At 65.3% G+C, this 16,969-nt stretch carries 14 protein-coding genes; 5 read left to right on the top strand and 9 right to left on the bottom strand.

The window, feature by feature from the left end; all coding sequences use genetic code 11:
- Positions 1-101: 101 nt before the first annotated feature.
- Positions 102-1,418, bottom strand: a complete 1,317-nt coding sequence (locus IVA79_RS33690; protein ID WP_247561401.1) for a UDP-glucose/GDP-mannose dehydrogenase family protein — start codon at positions 1,416-1,418, stop codon at positions 102-104.
- 198 nt (positions 1,419-1,616) lie between these two features.
- Here IVA79_RS33690 and IVA79_RS33685 point away from each other — a divergent pair, with 198 nt between their 5' ends.
- From IVA79_RS33685 to IVA79_RS33675, 3 genes are all read left to right on the top strand, one after another.
- The gene (locus IVA79_RS33685) at positions 1,617-2,684 is read left to right on the top strand and encodes an acyltransferase family protein (protein ID WP_247561400.1); all 1,068 of its coding nucleotides are present in this window, start codon (positions 1,617-1,619) and stop codon (positions 2,682-2,684) included.
- Positions 2,685-2,817: 133 nt separating this feature from the next.
- Positions 2,818-5,898: a DNA polymerase I gene (gene polA, locus IVA79_RS33680; RefSeq protein WP_247561399.1), complete on the top strand. Its 3,081-nt coding sequence runs from the start codon at positions 2,818-2,820 to the stop codon at positions 5,896-5,898.
- A 163-nt stretch (positions 5,899-6,061) separates the two neighbouring features.
- Positions 6,062-6,697, top strand: coding sequence for a LysE family translocator (locus tag IVA79_RS33675; protein ID WP_247561398.1), 636 nt, complete (start codon positions 6,062-6,064; stop codon positions 6,695-6,697).
- 97 nt (positions 6,698-6,794) lie between these two features.
- Here the strand turns inward: IVA79_RS33675 and IVA79_RS33670 are convergent, their stop codons facing one another.
- Positions 6,795-7,421, bottom strand: a complete 627-nt coding sequence (locus IVA79_RS33670) for a glutathione S-transferase family protein (RefSeq protein WP_247561397.1) — start codon at positions 7,419-7,421, stop codon at positions 6,795-6,797.
- A 184-nt stretch (positions 7,422-7,605) separates the two neighbouring features.
- Between IVA79_RS33670 and pyrE the strand changes: the two genes are divergently transcribed.
- A complete protein-coding gene (pyrE, locus tag IVA79_RS33665; protein ID WP_247561396.1) occupies positions 7,606-8,169 on the top strand; it encodes an orotate phosphoribosyltransferase in 564 nt (187 codons plus the stop codon).
- Between the two features lie 175 nt (positions 8,170-8,344).
- Positions 8,345-9,121: a DUF2865 domain-containing protein gene (locus IVA79_RS33660; protein WP_247561395.1), complete on the top strand. Its 777-nt coding sequence runs from the start codon at positions 8,345-8,347 to the stop codon at positions 9,119-9,121.
- Between the two features lie 163 nt (positions 9,122-9,284).
- Here IVA79_RS33660 and IVA79_RS33655 read toward each other — a convergent pair whose 3' ends face one another.
- The 7 genes from IVA79_RS33655 to IVA79_RS33625 form a co-directional block, all read right to left on the bottom strand.
- A complete protein-coding gene (locus IVA79_RS33655) occupies positions 9,285-9,716 on the bottom strand; it encodes a hypothetical protein (protein ID WP_247561394.1) in 432 nt (143 codons plus the stop codon).
- A gap of 118 nt (positions 9,717-9,834) precedes the next feature.
- Entirely contained in the window at positions 9,835-10,506 is a 672-nt protein-coding gene (gene pdeM, locus IVA79_RS33650; protein WP_247561393.1) for a ligase-associated DNA damage response endonuclease PdeM, read from the bottom strand.
- Positions 10,507-10,559: 53 nt separating this feature from the next.
- Positions 10,560-13,136, bottom strand: a complete 2,577-nt coding sequence (locus IVA79_RS33645; protein WP_247561392.1) for a ligase-associated DNA damage response DEXH box helicase — start codon at positions 13,134-13,136, stop codon at positions 10,560-10,562.
- Between the two features lie 265 nt (positions 13,137-13,401).
- Positions 13,402-13,767, bottom strand: coding sequence for a nuclear transport factor 2 family protein (locus IVA79_RS33640; protein ID WP_247561391.1), 366 nt, complete (start codon positions 13,765-13,767; stop codon positions 13,402-13,404).
- Positions 13,768-13,879: 112 nt separating this feature from the next.
- Entirely contained in the window at positions 13,880-14,230 is a 351-nt protein-coding gene (locus tag IVA79_RS33635) for a RidA family protein (RefSeq protein ID WP_247561390.1), read from the bottom strand.
- Positions 14,231-14,331: 101 nt separating this feature from the next.
- Positions 14,332-15,249 (bottom strand): PHB depolymerase family esterase, encoded by a 918-nt coding sequence (locus tag IVA79_RS33630; protein ID WP_247561389.1) that lies wholly within the window; start codon positions 15,247-15,249, stop codon positions 14,332-14,334.
- Positions 15,250-15,252: 3 nt separating this feature from the next.
- Positions 15,253-16,911 (bottom strand): FAD-binding dehydrogenase, encoded by a 1,659-nt coding sequence (locus tag IVA79_RS33625; RefSeq protein ID WP_247561388.1) that lies wholly within the window; start codon positions 16,909-16,911, stop codon positions 15,253-15,255.
- Positions 16,912-16,969 lie beyond the last annotated feature (58 nt).

Here is a 16,969-nt window from a genome sequence, read left to right as displayed (position 1 = left end):
TCGTCATGCCCGGGCTCGTCCCGGGCATCCACGTTCTTGAACAGACGTGGATGGCCGGGACAAGCCCGGCCATGACGAATTTAACGGAGAATTGTCCGCCGTCAGCCCTGCACCGGCGGGCGGCCGACGCTCTCATAGGTGAAGCCGGCGGCTTCCATGTCTTCGGGGCGGTAGATGTTGCGCAAGTCGACGACAACGGGCTGCGCCATGACGCTCTTCAGCCGGTCGAGATCGAGCGCGCGGAACTGGACCCATTCGGTGACGATGACGAGCGCATCGGCGCCTTGCGCGCAGGAATACGCGTCCTCGCAATAGGTGATGCTGGGCAGCTCGCCCTTGGCCTGCTCCATGCCGACAGGATCGAACGCCTTCACGGTCGCGCCCATGTCGATCAGGCCCGTCACCAGCGGGATCGACGGCGCATCGCGCATGTCGTCGGTGTCGGGCTTGAAGGTGAGGCCGAGCACCGCAATGGTCTTGCCGCGCAGCGAGCCGCCGAGCGCCTGACTCACCTTCCGCGCCATCGCGCGCTTGCGATTTTCGTTCACGGCCAACACGGATTCGACGATGCGCAAGGAGACGTCGTAGTCCTGCGCGATCTTGATTAGCGCCTTAGTGTCCTTCGGGAAGCACGAGCCGCCGAAGCCGGGACCGGCATGCAGGAACTTGGTGCCGATGCGGTTGTCGAGGCCGATGCCGCGCGCGACCTCCTGGACGTTGGCGCCCGCCTTTTCGGAGAGATCGGCGATCTCGTTGATGAAGGTGATCTTGGTCGCAAGGAACGCGTTGGCGGCGTATTTGATCATCTCGGCGGTGCGCCGTTCCGTGAACATCAGCGGCGCCTGGTTCAGCGACAGCGGCCGGTAGATGTCGCCCATCACCTTGCGGCCGCGCTCGTCGGAGGTGCCGACCACGACGCGATCGGGAAACTTGAAGTCGCGGATCGCGGCGCCCTCGCGCAGGAACTCGGGGTTCGAGGCGACCACGACGTCGGCGCTGGGATTGGTCTCGCGGATGATGCGCTCGACCTCGTCGCCGGTGCCCACCGGCACGGTCGACTTCGTCACCACGACGGTGAAGCCTTGAAGCGACTGCGCGATCTCTTTCGCGGCGGCATAGACGTAGGAGAGATCGGCGTGGCCATCGCCGCGACGCGACGGGGTGCCGACCGCGATGAAGACGGCATCGGCATCCGCAACCGGCTTCGACAGGTCGGTGGTGAAGTCGAGCCGCTTGGCCTTGACGTTGGCGGCAACCAGCTCGTCGAGCCCCGGCTCATAGATCGGGATCTCGCCGCGATGGAGCGCCGCGATCTTCTTCTCGTCCTTGTCGACGCAGGTGACGTCGTGACCGAAATCAGCAAAGCAGGCCCCGGACACCAATCCCACATAGCCCGTGCCGATCATCGCGATGCGCATGAAAATCCCTGTCTAGATTGGTTAACGAAATGAAACCCCGACGTGGGGCGGTTTAGCATTTTCCCGATGGGAAGGAACAGTCCGCAGACAAAAAAGCGGCATGGGGATTGAACCGGTAAAGAAGTCGGAAACCGCTGGGGCCCCACACTGACCCACACCCGAACAGAACGGGCGGAAGGCGCCTCGAAAAGGGACACCATGGCACCATCAGGCACAATCGCAGGGAGCGGAGGCACCAAGGCCGCTTCTGCCGCGCGTGTCGACTGGGTCGACTACGCCAAGGGCATCTGCATCATCATGGTCGTGATGATGCATTCGGTGCTGGGGGTCGAGCTCGCCGCCGGCGAGACCGGTTTCATGCATGTCGCTGTCGCTTTCGCAAAGCCGTTCCGGATGCCGGATTTCTTCCTGATCTCGGGCCTGTTCCTGGCGCTGGTGATCGACCGAGACTGGCGCACCTATCTCGACCGCAAGGTGGTGCATTTCGCCTATTTCTATGTCGTCTGGGTGACAATCCAGTTCGGCTTCAAGGCGCCCGCTTTCGCGGCCGAGACGAGCTGGCACCACGTTGGCCTCTTGTATCTGGAATCCTTCATCGAGCCGTTCGGCACGCTGTGGTTCATCTATCTGCTGCCGATCTTCTTCGTGGTCACAAAACTGACACGCAGGATCCCGCCACTCGCGATCTGGCTCGTTGCCGCCGCGCTGGAGACGGCACGCATCACGACGGGGTGGACCGTCATCGACGAGTTCTGCGCGCGCTTCGTCTACTTCTATTCGGGATATCTGTTCGCGCCTTACGTGTTCGCGCTGTCGGACCGCGCGCGGAAGCACCCGGCGCTTGCGCTCGCAGCGCTCGCGACCTGGGCGCTGGTCAATGCCGGCCTCGTCGCGTGGGGCGCCAGCGAATGGGGCATCGTCTCGCTTGCGCTCGGCTTCGCAGGCGCCTGTGCCATCATCACGATGGGCACGCTGCTCGCACGCGCGCAGTGGCTGAATTTCCTCCGCTTCTGCGGCGAGCATTCGATCGTGATCTATCTCGCCTTCTTCCTGCCGATGGCGGCGACACGGACGCTGCTGCTGCGCACCGGAATCATTCTCGATATCGGCACGGTGTCGCTGATCGTCACCGTCGCCGGGGTGATCGGTGCGCTCGCGATCTGGCGGGCCGCCTTGCGTCTCAATGCGCACTTCCTGTTCGAGCGACCGGATGCGTTCTGGATCGCGCCGAGGAAGGCGGGGCCGGTGTTGCAGGCGGCGGAGTAGCACCGTTCTCGGTGCGTCCCCGCCTAGTGCGCAATTGCGCACGGGGCGCGGGGATGACGAGAGGTGTGGGAATCCGCCCAAAAATCCCCCTCTCAAGGCTGTCAAAGTCCGCAAAAATTCATACATTGCGGCCATGCCCAAAACATCCCCGAAGACCACCGCCAAAGCTGACACCAAGGCAGCGCCCAAGGCCGCCGATCCCAAGCCCGCCGCGACAGCTGCTGCCAAACCGGTTGCGGCCAAACCAATCGCGGCGAAAGCAGCCGGCAAGGGCGACCACGTGTTCCTGGTCGACGGTTCCTCCTATATCTTCCGCGCCTACCACGCGCTGCCGCCGCTGAACCGCAAGTCCGACGGGCTGCAGGTCAACGCCGTGCTCGGCTTCTGCAACATGCTGTGGAAGCTGCTGCGCGACATGCCCGAGGACAACCGGCCGACGCACCTTGCCATCGTGTTCGACAAGTCGGAGGTCACCTTCCGCAACGCGATCTATCCCGAATACAAGGCGCACCGGCCGCCGGCCCCTGACGATCTGATCCCGCAATTCGCGCTGATCCGCGAAGCGGTGCGCGCCTTCGATCTGCCCTGCCTGGAACAAGGCGGCTTCGAGGCCGACGACCTCATCGCAACCTATGTGCGCGAGGCCTGCGAGCGCGGCGCGAGCGCGACGATCGTGTCCTCCGACAAGGACCTGATGCAGCTCGTGACCGATTGCGTCACCATGTACGACACCATGAAGGACCGCCGCATCGGCATCCCCGAGGTGATCGAGAAGTTCGGCGTGCCCCCGAACAAGGTCGTCGAGGTGCAGGCTCTGGCCGGCGATTCCACCGACAACGTGCCCGGCGTGCCCGGCATCGGCATCAAGACCGCGGCGCAGCTGATCACCGAATATGGCGACCTCGACCAATTGTTGTTCCGTGCCGGCGAGATCAAGCAACCCAAGCGGCGCGAGGCATTGCTCGAGAACGCGGAGAAGGCGCGGATCTCGCGAAAGCTTGTGCTGCTCGACGACAAGGTCAAGCTGGACGTGCCGCTCGACGACCTCGCCGTCCACGAGCCCGACGCGCGCAAGCTGATCGCCTTCCTGAAGGCGATGGAGTTCACCACGCTGACGCGCCGCGTCGCCGACTATTCGCAGATCGATCCCGCCAATGTCGACGCCGATGCCAGCAACAGCAGCAGCGCCCGGGCCGGCGGCGGCACGGCGAAAGCAAAACCGTCCGAGGCTTCCGGCGATCTCTTCGCCGCTCCTGCGGCCGGCCCGACGGGCGGCGACAAGGGCGATAAGGGCGCCAGCCTGAAAGGCGCGCCGATCTCGCTGGCTGCTGCGCGCGAAGAGGCCATGCGCAAGCTCCCGGTCGATCGGAGCAAGTATCAGACGATCAAGTCCCTCAAGGAGCTCAACGCATTCGTCGCGCGCATTCATGACGCCGGGCATGTCGCGATCGAGATCAAGGCCAACTCGATCGATCCGATGCAGGCCGATCTCTGCGGCATCGCGCTGGCGGTGGCGCCGAACGAGGCCTGCTATGTGCCGCTGGCGCACAAGCAGTCCGGCGGCGGGGCCGGCCTGTTCGACGCCGGCCTTGCGCCCGACCAGGTCAAGCATGAAGAGGCGGTTCAAGCGCTGCGGCCAGTGCTGGAATCACCAGGCATTCTCAAAATCGGCTTCGACGTCAAATTCACAGCCGTGATGCTGGCGCAGCACGGCATCATTTTGCGCAACATCGACGATGCACTGCTGATCTCCTACGTGCTCGATGCCGGCCGCGGCTCGCAGGAATTGGACTCGCTGTCCGAGCGCTGGTTCGGTCATGCCATGCTGAAGGAAAATGAGCTGCTCGGCAGCGGCAAGGGCAAGATCACCTTCGACCAGGTACCAATCGACAAGGCCGCCGCACTATCGGCCGAAGGCGCCGACGTCGCCTTGCGTGTCTGGCACGTGCTGAAGCCGCGCCTTGTCGCCGAGCGCATGACCGCGGTCTACGAGACCCTGGAGCGGCCGCTGGTGTCGGTGCTCGCGCGCATGGAGCGACGCGGCATCTCGATCGACCGCCAGGTGCTGTCGCGTCTCTCCGGCGACTTCGCCCAGACCGCGGCGCGCGTCGAAGCCGAGATCCAGGAGATCGCAGGCGAGCCGGTCAATGTCGGCAGCCCCAAGCAGATCGGCGACATCCTGTTCGGCAAGATGGGACTGCCAGGGGGCACCAAAACGAAAACCGGCGCGTGGTCGACCACTGCGCAGGTGCTCGACGAGCTCGCCGAGCAAGGCCACGACTTCCCCAAGAAGATTTTGGAGTGGCGCCAGGTCTCGAAACTGAAATCGACCTACACCGACGCGCTGCCCACTTACGTCAATCCGCAGACCCATCGCGTGCACACCACCTACGCGCTGGCCGCGACCACGACGGGTCGGCTGTCGTCGAACGAGCCGAATTTGCAGAACATCCCGGTGCGCACCGAGGACGGCCGCAAGATCCGCCGCGCCTTCATTGCCACGCCGGGGCACAAGCTGGTGTCGGCGGACTATTCGCAGATTGAGCTCAGGCTGCTCGCGGAGATCGCCGACATTCCCGTGCTGAAGCAGGCGTTCCGCGACGGCCTCGACATTCACGCCATGACGGCGTCGGAAATGTTCGGCGTGCCGATCAAGGGCATGCCGAGCGAAATCCGCCGTCGCGCCAAGGCGATCAATTTCGGCATCATCTACGGTATTTCGGCCTTCGGCCTCGCCAACCAGCTCGGCATCGCCCGCGAGGAAGCGTCGGCCTACATCAAGAAGTATTTCGAACGCTTCCCCGGCATCCGCGCCTACATGGACGAGACGCGCGATTTCTGCCGCAGCCACGGCTACGTCACCACGCTGTTCGGCCGCAAATGCCACTACCCTGATATCAAGGCGTCGAACGCCTCGGTACGCGCCTTCAACGAGCGCGCCGCGATCAACGCGCGGCTGCAGGGCACCGCAGCCGACATCATCCGCCGCGCCATGACGCGGGTCGAGGACGCGCTCGCCGCAAAGAAGCTGTCGGCGCAGATGCTGCTGCAGGTCCACGACGAATTGATCTTCGAGGTGCCGGACGCCGAGGTCGAGGCGACGCTCCCCGTCGTGCAGCACGTGATGCAGGACGCGCCGTTCCCGGCCGTGCTGCTCTCGGTGCCGCTGCATGTCGACGCACGCGCGGCAAACAATTGGGACGAGGCGCATTAGCGCGCCACACACCCGGTGTCGTCCTCGCCTAGGGCGCAATTCCGCACTAGGCGGGGACGACATCGAGGTGAGAGGCGAGCTCAATTGTCCTCCGAGCAATTGCGTGATGGCCCCACTTCGCCGCGCGTATTAGAACCACAGCCGTCCCCGCACCGATTCACCCATGCCCCACACCTCCGCCCTGCTCGGCTTCGCCCTGGTCTGCCTCGGTCTCGTGCTCACGCCGGGACCGAACATGATCTATCTGATCTCCCGCTCGATCACGCAGGGCCCAGTGGCCGGCATCGTCTCGCTCGGCGGCGTGGCGCTCGGCTTCGTGTTCTACATGCTGTGCGCGGCGTTCGGCATCACGGCGCTTTTGCTCGCCATTCCCTTCGCCTATGACGCGCTGCGCTTTGCCGGCGCCGGTTATCTGCTGTGGCTCGCCTGGCAGGCGGTGAAGCCGGGCGGACGATCACCGTTCCAGGTCAGGAAGCTCGCCATCGACAGCCCGCGCAAATTGTTCGCGATGGGCTTCGTCACCAACCTGCTCAACCCGAAGATCGCGATGCTGTATCTGGCGCTGCTGCCGCAGTTCATCGATCCCGCCGCCGGCAGCGTGCTGGCGCAGTCAGTGGTGCTCGGGGCGATCCAGATCGCGATCAGCGTCAGCGTGAATGCGATGATCGCGCTGGCGGCGGGATCGATCGCGCTGTTCCTGGCAAATCGGCCGAGCTGGATGCTGGTGCAGCGCTGGCTGATGGGCACGGTGCTGGCGGGGCTCGCGGTGCGGATGGCGGTGGAAGCGAAGAAGGTGTAGCCGACGCCACAAGCCGCGCGCCCGTGGCCCGGAAGCGCTGCAGCGCTCTTGCGTTACGTCGCGTCCGGGGCACGCGGCGCGAGAGCTCGGTGTCAGGCTAGTCCAGCTTCGTGTCCATCCCCCGCTTCACGGCCGGACGGGCCATCAGGGCCTCATACCAGCGCTTGACGTTGGGGAAGTCGGCCAGATCAACCTTGTGGCGAGGGTGACGCCAGGCCCAGCCCAGGATGGCAAAATCGGCAATCGAGAGGTCGCCGGCGACGAAGTCGTGATCCGCCAGCCGGCGGTCGAGCACGCCATAGAGCCGGCGCGTCTCCGCCATGTAGCGCTTCAGGCCATAGGCACGGTCCTGCTCGTTCTCGAGCGCGATGAAATGGTGCACTTGGCCCGGCATCGGACCAAAGCCGCCCATCTGCCACATCAGCCATTCGTAGACCGGAATCCGCTGGACAAGCGATTTGGGCAGGAATTTGCCGGTCTTTTCACCGAGATAGAGCAGGATCGCGCCCGATTCGAAGATGCTGACGGGCTTGCCGTCCGGGCCCTCGGGGTCGACGATCGCGGGGATCTTGTTGTTCGGGGAGAGCTTGAGGAACCCGGGCGCCATCTGCTCGCCCTTGGTGATGTTCACCGGGATCACCTTGTAGGGCAGCCCCATCTCCTCCAGCGCGACCGAGATCTTGCGGCCGTTCGGTGTGTTCCAGGTGTGCAGCTCGATGGTCATTCCCATTTCCTTCTCGAGGAGGCGTGGTGCCCGACTTGGGCCCTCAACTACTCCAGAAGGTCGCAGCCCCACAACCGGCAGCCGGGGATGGCCGATCCCTGTTGACGAGGGACGCCCCCTCTGGAATGTCGCTGCTGTCGCGGATAAATTCCGCCTCCTCTAAAAAGCTGTTCGAGGGACCGCCGTGTCGAAATCTGCCTCCCGCGCCCGCCTGTTCGAAATCATCCGCCGGCGCTCCTTCGGCCGCGGCGAGGTGACGCTCGCGTCGGGCCGCAAGAGCGATTTCTACTTCAACCTCAAGCCGACCATGCTCGACCCCGAGGGAGCGACCCTGCTCGCCGAGCTGACCTATGAGGCGCTGAAGGACGACAATCTCGATTTCATTGGCGGGCTCGAGATGGGCGCGGTGCCGCTCGCCGGCGCACTGGCGCAGATCTCGTGGATCAAGGGCCATCCGATCGCGGCCTTCTTCGTGCGCAAGAAGCCGAAGGAGCATGGCGCCAAGCTCGCGATCGAAGGCCTGCCCAAGGGCGAGACGCTGGCAGGCAAGCGCGTCGTGATCGTCGAGGACGTCACCACCACCGGCGGCTCGGCGATGAAGGCGGTGGAATCCGTGCGCGAGACCGGTGCCGAGGTGGTACTGGTGCTGACCATGGTCGATCGCGAGGAAGGCGCCACCGATACGTTCGGTGCAGCCGGCCTGCCGTTCCGCGCGCTGTACAAGGCGTCGGAATTCTTGAAGGGGTGATCTCTCCTCTCCCTCGCCCCGCTTGCGGGGCGAGGTGAAGCAACCGCTCATTTACCATCCCGCCTTATGGTGAATCATGTGCTGAGATCCCCTCGGGTCTCGGCCGGTTCAGTAGCGTCGGGTGGAGTGAGCGTTGCGTACAGTCCTGTCCCATGCGCGCCGGCGGCGTCGCGCGATGCTTGTGGCCGCTACGCTTGCAGCACCGCTGCTTGCGGCTCCCGCCCCGGTTTCGGCCGAAGGCCTGTTCGACTTCTTCTTCGGCGGCATGCAGCAGCAGCGGCCGCAGCGCGAGGTGCCGCAACAGGCGAGCTCCTACGCCGATCCCTTCATCGGCCAGCAAAATGCCGCAACCCCGCAATATGTGCCGCCGACACGCTCGGCTGCGGCAGGCGGTTCGGGCCCGGCCTTCTGCGTGCGCAGCTGCGACGGCAAGTATTTTCCGCTGATGCGCGGCCTCGCCTCGCCGGCCCAGATGTGCCAGGCGTTCTGTCCCGCCAGCGCGACCAAGGTCTATTTCGGCTCCTCGATCGATGGTGCCGCGTCGCAGACCGGCGAGCGCTACGCCGACAGCGAGAACGCGTTCGCCTACCGCAAGGCGCTGCGCGCCGACTGCACCTGCAACGGCCGCGAGCCGGTCGGCCTTGCCCCGGTCGATCTTGCGCTGGACTCCTCGCTGAAGGCCGGCGACGTGATCGCCACCACTGACGGCCTCGTCGCCTATACCGGCATCCGCGTCGGCAACGACCAGGCTGCCGACTTCACCCCGGTTGCCTCCTATCCCGGCCTCACCGCCCAGGTCCGCGCGCGACTCGGCGAGATGAAAGTAGCCCCAGTGCGGGCGGAGACGGTGTCGGCAGATGCGCCGATCTCGCCTGAGATCGTGCGCGAAGCGCTGCCGGATGTATCGGTGCCGAAGACGCAGAAGCCGGCCAAGCGCGCGGGGTTGGATTGATCTCGTGTCCCGGACGACGGCGCGGCATGCAATGACGCGACGCAGAGCCGGGACCCACGCCACACGGTTACTCTTGGAGACATGGACCCCTGCTCTGCAGCGCATCGCACCGGACGATGCTTCGCATCGCCGGGAGCGTTGCGCTTTGTCCGGGGCACGGCGATCACCTTCCGATGATCACCCCGATCACGTTCGGCGCCGCCAGATATTTCTCCTCGATCGCCGCGCGCGCGGCGGCGCGGTTGTCCGGCGTCAACAAGCCGCGCTTCTCGGCCAGGATCATCCAGCAAAAACCCCACCAGTCCGTCAGCATGCCGTGATCGCCGACGAGGTCATAGCCCTGCTCGGCCGCGAAGATGCGCGCATGCGCTTCGTCCAGCGTGTCGAGAAACAGATGATCCTCAATCGAGAACAGATCATCGCTGACATCGTCGATGGTGTAGCCCCAGATCGACTGGCACACCGCGTTGAACTCGCGGTCGAACTGGTCGTCGTCGATCCGCTGGCGCCGCGCGGCCTGATGCAGCCGCGACAGCGAGCGCGCGAAATCGGCGATCCGGGTGAGGGCGAATTGATCGAAGGCGATGGTGGACATCTAGTCCTCGCAAAGTCTGACAGACGCTAGATATTGTGTCGGCAACGCGCCGAATCACAATGATATATCAAAGACTTGCTAAAGTGTTCTTAATTTGTTCCGAGGGCACCCTGAAATCTCAGGAACAGCGTGAGGCCGCAATGGCGTGGACGCGGCGGTCGCCCAGGAGATGGGCGACAAAACCATTGGCCGGGAAGATTTTTGCGAAGGCAGCGTCGCGGATGCTGAGGCCGCCGGCATAAGCGCCGAACGCCGGCATCACCGCGCGCATCCCGTCGGAGGCGAAGCAGCGGCGCTCCATCGAACGGCCGCGCGCGGACACGCGCGCCTTGGGATGGAGATGGCCGGCGATCTCGCCCTGCGCGCCGGTGGGCTCGTGGCGGAAGGTGATCGGGCCGATCGCCACCTCATCGGCGACCGTGCCGCCGAGATCGCGCGGCAGCATCGGATCGTGATTGCCGGAGATCCAGATCCAGTCGCGGCCGGCCTGGAGCGCGGCGACGGCGTCGCGATCGTCCGGCGACAACCGCTCATGCGCGGAGCGATCGTGAAAGCTGTCGCCGAGCGCGATGACGGTACGCGGATCATGGCGGGAGATGACAGCAGCGAGACGGCTCAGCGTTGCCAGTGTATCGTAAGGCGGCAGCAGCACGCCGCGGGTGGCGAAGCTCGAGCCTTTTTCCAGATGCAGGTCGGAGACGACCAGCAGGCGCTGCTCTTCCCAGAACAGCGCGCCGGAGAGATCGGCAGTAAAGGTCACATCGCTGATGCTGACTGTGGACACGCGCATGTCGTCGACATCTCCCGAAATCTGCGCGCCAACCGTCACGTCCGAACCTGCTCTTATCCCATCGCCTCTTTGACGAGCTCATCGGCGGCCTCCGCCAGCAGCTCGTCTGCAGCTTCGCCATAAACTGACTCGCGGCCGATTTCCAGCATCACGGGCACCGCCAGCGGGGAGACGTGGTCGAGTTCCCGGTGCGTGATGCGGCCATGGATGCGCATCAGCATGTCGCTGAGGCGGCGCAAATCGAGCAGGCCGGTGGCGGCATCGGCGCGTGCGGCGCGCAGCAGCACGTGATCGGCCTGGTGCTTGCGCAGCACGTCATAGACGAGATCGGTCGAGAACAGCACCTGGCGGCGGGTCTTCTCTTCGCCGGTGTGGCGACGTGCGATCAGGCCGGAGATGATGGCGCAGTTGCGGAACGTGCGCTTCATCAGCGCGGATTCGGCGAGCCACGCCTCGAGATCGTCGCCGAGCATGTCGGGGTCGAACAGCGCGTTGAGGTCGATCCGATCGTCGCGGATCATGAAGGAGAGATCGCCAAGTCCCCAGATCACCACCGCATATTCATTGGCAACGAAGCCGAGCGGCCGCGCGCGAGCGCGCTCCAGCCGGCGCGTCAGCAGCATGCCGAGGGTCTGATGCGCAAGGCGTCCCTCGAAGGGGTAGCAGACCAGATAATGCTTGTTGGCGCGCGGAAAGCTTTCGACCAGAAGCTCGCGCACCGCCGGCACTTGGCTGACGTCTTTTTGCAGCGACAGCCAGTCGCGCACCTGCTCCGGCAAGCCGCCCCAGGCGCGCCCGTCATCGAGCAGCCGGCGCACGCGTTCGGCCAGATAGGTCGAGAGCGGGAATTTTCCGCCCATATAGGACGGCACCTTCGGGTCCTTGTCATGCGCGCGCGAGACATAGACCTGGTCCTCGACCAGAGTCTCGTAGCGCACCACCTCGCCCGAGAACACGAAGGTGTCGCCGGGCGAGAGGCCCTCGATGAAGGCCTCCTCGATCTCGCCAAGCAGCCGGCCGCCGCGCGCGATCACGCCGGTCGAACCGCTAGCGCCACCGCGCGAGCGCACCAGGCGCACCTTCAGCATGTCGTCCTCGACGATGGTGCCGACATTCATGCGGTAGCTCTGCCGCACCTTGGGATTGGCGACGCGCCAGCGCCCCTCCTTGTCCTGCTTGATGCGGGCGAAGCGCTCGTAGGTCTTCAGCGCGTAGCCGCCGGACGCGACGAAATCGACGACGTCGTCGAAATCCTGCCGTGACAGATCGGCGTAAGGCGCAGCGGTGCGAATCTCGGCATAAAGTTCATCGGAGAGGAACGGCTCGCCACAGGCACAGCCCAGCACGTGCTGGGCCAGCACGTCGAGACCGCCCGTGCGCAATGGCGGCGTATCCTGCGCGTTCTCAGCGATCGCGTCGATGGCGACACGGCACTCCAGCACTTCGAACCGATTGGCCGGCACCAACACCGCGCGCGAGGCCTCGTCGAGGCGGTGGTTGGCGCGGCCGATGCGCTGCATCAGGCGCGAGGAGCCCTTGGGTGCGCCGATATTGACGACGAGATCGACATCGCCCCAGTCGACGCCGAGATCGAGCGAGGAGGTGCAGACCACGCCGCGCAATCTGCCCGCCGACATCGCGTCCTCGACCTTGCGGCGCTGGGCGACGTCGAGCGAGCCGTGATGCAGGGCGATGGCAAGGCCGTCGTCGTTCATGCTCCAGAGATTCTGGAACAGCATCTCGGCCTGGCTGCGGGTGTTGACGAAGACCAGCGTGGTCTTGTTCGCCTTGATCAGCTCGTAGATTTCAGGGAGCGCATGGCGCGCGCTGTGGCCGGCCCAGGGCAGCCGCTCGCGCGTATCCAGCATCTCGACCTCAGGCGGGGCCGCACCGCCGGCGATGACGATGTCGGCTGCTCGCTCCTGGCCGCCTAGCTGCGGCACCAGGAAGCGCGCGAGCTGATCCGGCTCGGCCACCGTTGCCGACAGGCCGATCGCGCGCATCTGTGGCGCCAGCCGCCACAGCCGTGCGAGCCCGAGCGAGAGCAGATCGCCGCGCTTGGACGTCACCAGCGCATGCAGCTCGTCGAGCACGATGCGCTTCAGGGAGGAGAACAGGAACGGCGCGTCGTCGGAGGAGAGCAGCAGCGCAAGCTGCTCGGGCGTCGTGAGCAGCACATCAGGTGGATAGCGTCGCTGCCGCTGGCGCCGCGATACCGGCGTATCGCCGGTGCGGGTCTCGACCTTGATCGGCAGCGCCATCTCGGCGATCGGGCGCTCCAGATTGCGCGCGATATCGACGGCGAGCGCCTTGAGCGGCGAGATATAGAGCGTGTGCAGGCCGCCAGCGCGCTGCACGCTGCGGCCGGTGGAGACGAGGCTTTGCTTCGCACCCGCCTTCCGTTCGGCCACCTCGGTCGAAAGCTCCACCAGCGTCGGCAGAAAGCCGGCCAGCGTCTTGCCGGCGCCGGTCGGTGCGATCAGCAGCGCGCTAGCATCCTCGCGCGCCTTTTCCAGCAACGCCAATTGATGCGGGCGCGGCGACCAGCCGCGGGCCGCGAACCACGCCTGGAAGCGGGCGGGCAGCAGCGCGGCCGGCTCGGCCGATGTTTGGAGGATACGAGGCGGCACGGCATGACAGGTAAGCCGTAGCGATGGCTTCGTCGAGGGGTGCTGCCCTCGCCGCTTGCACGAGGAGGGTTATCGCAATGGCATTTTGCGCGACCTGAGCGCGCGCCTCGTCCTTCGAGACGACCGCTTCGCAGTCTCCTCAGGATGAGGCTAAGGAGCATCGGCGCTCGTTGAAATTAGCGCAACGCATTCGATCCTCATCCTGAGGGCCCGCCAACGGCGGGCGTCTCGAAGGATGGCCACAGGCGAGATCGCTCCGGCGATCTCACGCCCCGGCCGGCACCTGATCGAGAAAGCCGGTCACGCTTCTGATCCGGCCGTCCTTCAGCACGGCGAAATCCGTGCCCTTGATCGGGCTGTCGGCGCCGTCGGGACCAAGTCCCCAGGAAAAGCGGATGTGGTCGCCGTAGCCGTTGGGCTCGCCGATCAGGCTGAATTTGAAATCGGGAAAACGTTGCTGCACGCCCGCGATCAACGCCTCGATGCCGTCGCGGCCGTCGCCCTTCATGAGGGGATCGACATAGCTCGCATCATTCGTCCAGTTTTCGCTGAGCAGTTCGCGGCGTCGGCCGGCGGTGCGCTCGTTCCAGAGCTCGATGTATCGGCGGGCGACGGTGATGGGGTCGGTCATGGTGCTCTCCTTCGATGGCGCCGTGGTGTCCGGCTGACCGCAACTATCGAAGGTTCACGCGCGTTGATCGATTACCTCGGAGGTCATCAACGCGCGTGACGTTTTCGTCAAATCACTTCGCGGCCGTCACCATGATCTCGACGGTGTATTGCGGCGCCGCCAGCTTGGCTTCGACGGTGGCGCGCGCCGGGGTGTTGCCGGGCGAGACCCAGGCGTCCCACACCGCGTTCATCTCGCCGAAGGTCTTCATGTCGGTGATGTAGATCGTGGCCGAGAGCAGCTTCGACTTGTCGGTGCCGGCCTTGGCGAGGTGGCCGTCGATGGTCGCCAGGATGTCCTGGGTCTGCTTGGTCACGCTTTCGCCGGCGGCTTTGTTCGCGACGACGCCGGCGAGATAGACGGTGTTGCCGTGCACGACGACCTGGCTCATGCGCGGGCCGGTTTCAAGACGCTGAATGCTCATTGGAGATCTCCTCACTGGAATGGCGGCCCTGTCTAGCCCAGCGACCCGCGCTCTGCCACCCCGGGCACGCATGCGTTGCCCGGCACGCATGCGCTGCCCGCTCAATGAGACTGGCTGAAGAACGACCAGATCGTCTCGGCGCCGTCGATGTCGCCGTTCTGCGGGCCGAGCATCTTGGTTGCAACCCCGGGGAAGCGGGCATCCGGGGCGAAGCCGGGCATGCGATGGCCGCCATGATTGATGCGATAGAGCACGACGTCGTGTCCGGTCGGACAGCGCGAGGTGATCCGGGCGACCGTGGACTGGTCCGCAGGATTCTTGTCAGGCAAATCGGACCTTGCCGCGTCGTCCGTCTCGCAGCCATTGAGCTTGCGCCAGAACGCCAGCGTCTCGTCGGTCGACCAGAATCCGTCTGCGGCATAATAGCTCGATCCGCGCCCGCCCTCATAAGGCACCAGCGGATCGGCCGTGCCGTTCATGAGCAGCATCGGCAGCGGCCGCGACGGATGGCAGGTGACGGCGGCCTCATCAGTGAGATTCATGATCACGCTCGCGCCCGCAGCAAACAGATCGGCGCGGGCGCAAACCAGTGTCATCGCCATGGCGCCGCCATTGGAGATGCCGGCGACATAGACGCGCTTTGCATCGGCCGTGCCGTCGGCCACCAGCTTTTCAACCAGCTTTGCGATGAAGGCGACATCATCGGTCCCTACCGGTGGGCCGCGCAGGGCGGGTCCCGCCTTGGTCCGCGCATCGGCCCAGGCGTGGTTGAGGCCGTCGGGAAACACCACGGCCAAGCCCTCTCGTTTCGCGACCTGCGGCCACGTCGTCCGCGTGATCATGTCGGCGCCGCGCTGGGTCTTGCCATGCAGCACGATCACGAGCGCCGCAGGCTTTTTGGCCGGCAGCTGCGCGGTGTAGGAGCGTTTCACGCCGCCTACGTCGATCGTCTCGGCGGATGCAGCCGAAGCGGCGGCCAATGAAGAGACCAGCGCCACGAAGCGCATCCACCACCGCATGATCTAGCCTACCGCTTTGGCCGCGGCACGGCCCGCATTGCGGCCCGAGAACAGGCAGCCGCCGAGGAAGGTGCCTTCCAGCGAGCGATAGCCGTGCACGCCGCCGCCGCCGAAGCCGGCGGCTTCGCCGACCGCATAAAGGCCGGGAATGACGCGCCCCTCCGCGCCGAACACGCGCGAGTCGAGATCGGTCTCGAAGCCGCCCAGCGTCTTGCGGGTGAGGATGTTGAGCTTGACCGCGATCAGCGGTCCCTGCGCGGGATCCAGGATCCGGTGTGGGGAGGCGGTGCGGATCAGCCTGTCGCCGATATAGCGGCGCGCATTGTGAATGTTCATCACCTGCGCATCCTTGACGTAGGGATTGGCGATCTCGCGGTCGCGCGCCTCGATCTGCATCCTGATGTGCTCGAGCTTGAGAAGGTCGCTGCCGGCAAGCTTGTTCATCTCCGCGACAAGGTCCTCGATCTTGTCGCGTACGATGAAGTCGACACCATGGCTTTTGAACGCTTCCACCGGCGCCGGCGCGCCCTTGTTGGTGGCGCGGCGCAAGGTCATGCGCCAGCTCTTGCCGGTGAGATCGGGGTTCTGCTCGGAGCCCGACAGCGCAAACTCCTTCTTGATGATGCTCTGGGTCAGGATGAACCAGGAATAATCGTACCCCGTCGACATGATGTATTGGAGCTGGCCGAGCGTATCGGAGCCGGGGAAGAGCGGCGCCGGCAGCCGCGTGCCTGTTGCGTCGAACCACATCGAGGAGGGGCCGGGCAGGATGCGAATGCCGTGGCGCGGCCAGATCGGTGACCAGTTCTGGATACCCTCGACGTAATGCCACATGCGGTCGCGATTGATCAGCCGCGCGCCTGATTTCTCGGTGATGCCGATCATGCGGCCGTCGACATGTTCGGGCACGCCGGAGATCATGAATTTCGGAGGATCGCCGAGCCGCTTCGGCCAGTTCTGCCGGACCAGCTCGTGATTGCCGCCGATGCCGCCGGACGCCACGATCACGGCCTGCGCCTTCAGCGAGAACTCACCGACCACATTGCGCGACGAGCTTTTGCCGCGCTCGACATTGTCAGGGGCGAGGATGGCGCCGCTGACGCCATCCACCGTGCCGTTGGTGATGGAGAGCGCATCGACGCGGTGGCGGAACTTGAAGACCAGCCGGCCGCTGCTTGCGGCCTCGCGCGCGCGGCGCTCGAACGGCTCGACGATGCCCGGGCCGGTGCCCCAGGTGACGTGAAAGCGCGGCACGGAATTGCCGTGGCCCATCGCGTCGTAGCCGCCGCGCTCGGCCCAGCCGACCACGGGAAAGATGCGATGCCCCATGGCCCGCAGCCAGGCGCGCTTCTCGCCGGCCGCGAACGCCACATAGGCCTCGGCCCATTGCCGCGGCCAGAAATCCTCGTCGCGGTCGAAGCCGGCGGCACCGATCCAGTCCTGCATGGCGAGGTCGAAGGAATCCTTGATGCCGAGCCGGCGCTGCTCAGGCGAATCGACCAGGAACAATCCGCCGAACGACCAGAATGCCTGGCCGCCGATCGACTGCTCGCCCTCCTGGTCGACCACGATCACGCGCTTGCCCGCGTTGGCAATCTCGGTGGCGGCCACGAGGCCCGACAGTCCTGCGCCGACGACGATGACGTCTATTTCCTCAGCCATGCATTTCCCCCTTCACGAGTTCCCCCCTGTAATTGCCCGGATTGAAGCCAACGGTTGT

This window comes from Bradyrhizobium sp. 138 (genome assembly GCF_023074075.1).
Lineage (GTDB): Bacteria > Pseudomonadota > Alphaproteobacteria > Rhizobiales > Xanthobacteraceae > Bradyrhizobium.
Note: the sequence above shows the minus strand (reverse complement) of the source record. Positions and strands in the feature narration are given on the sequence as shown.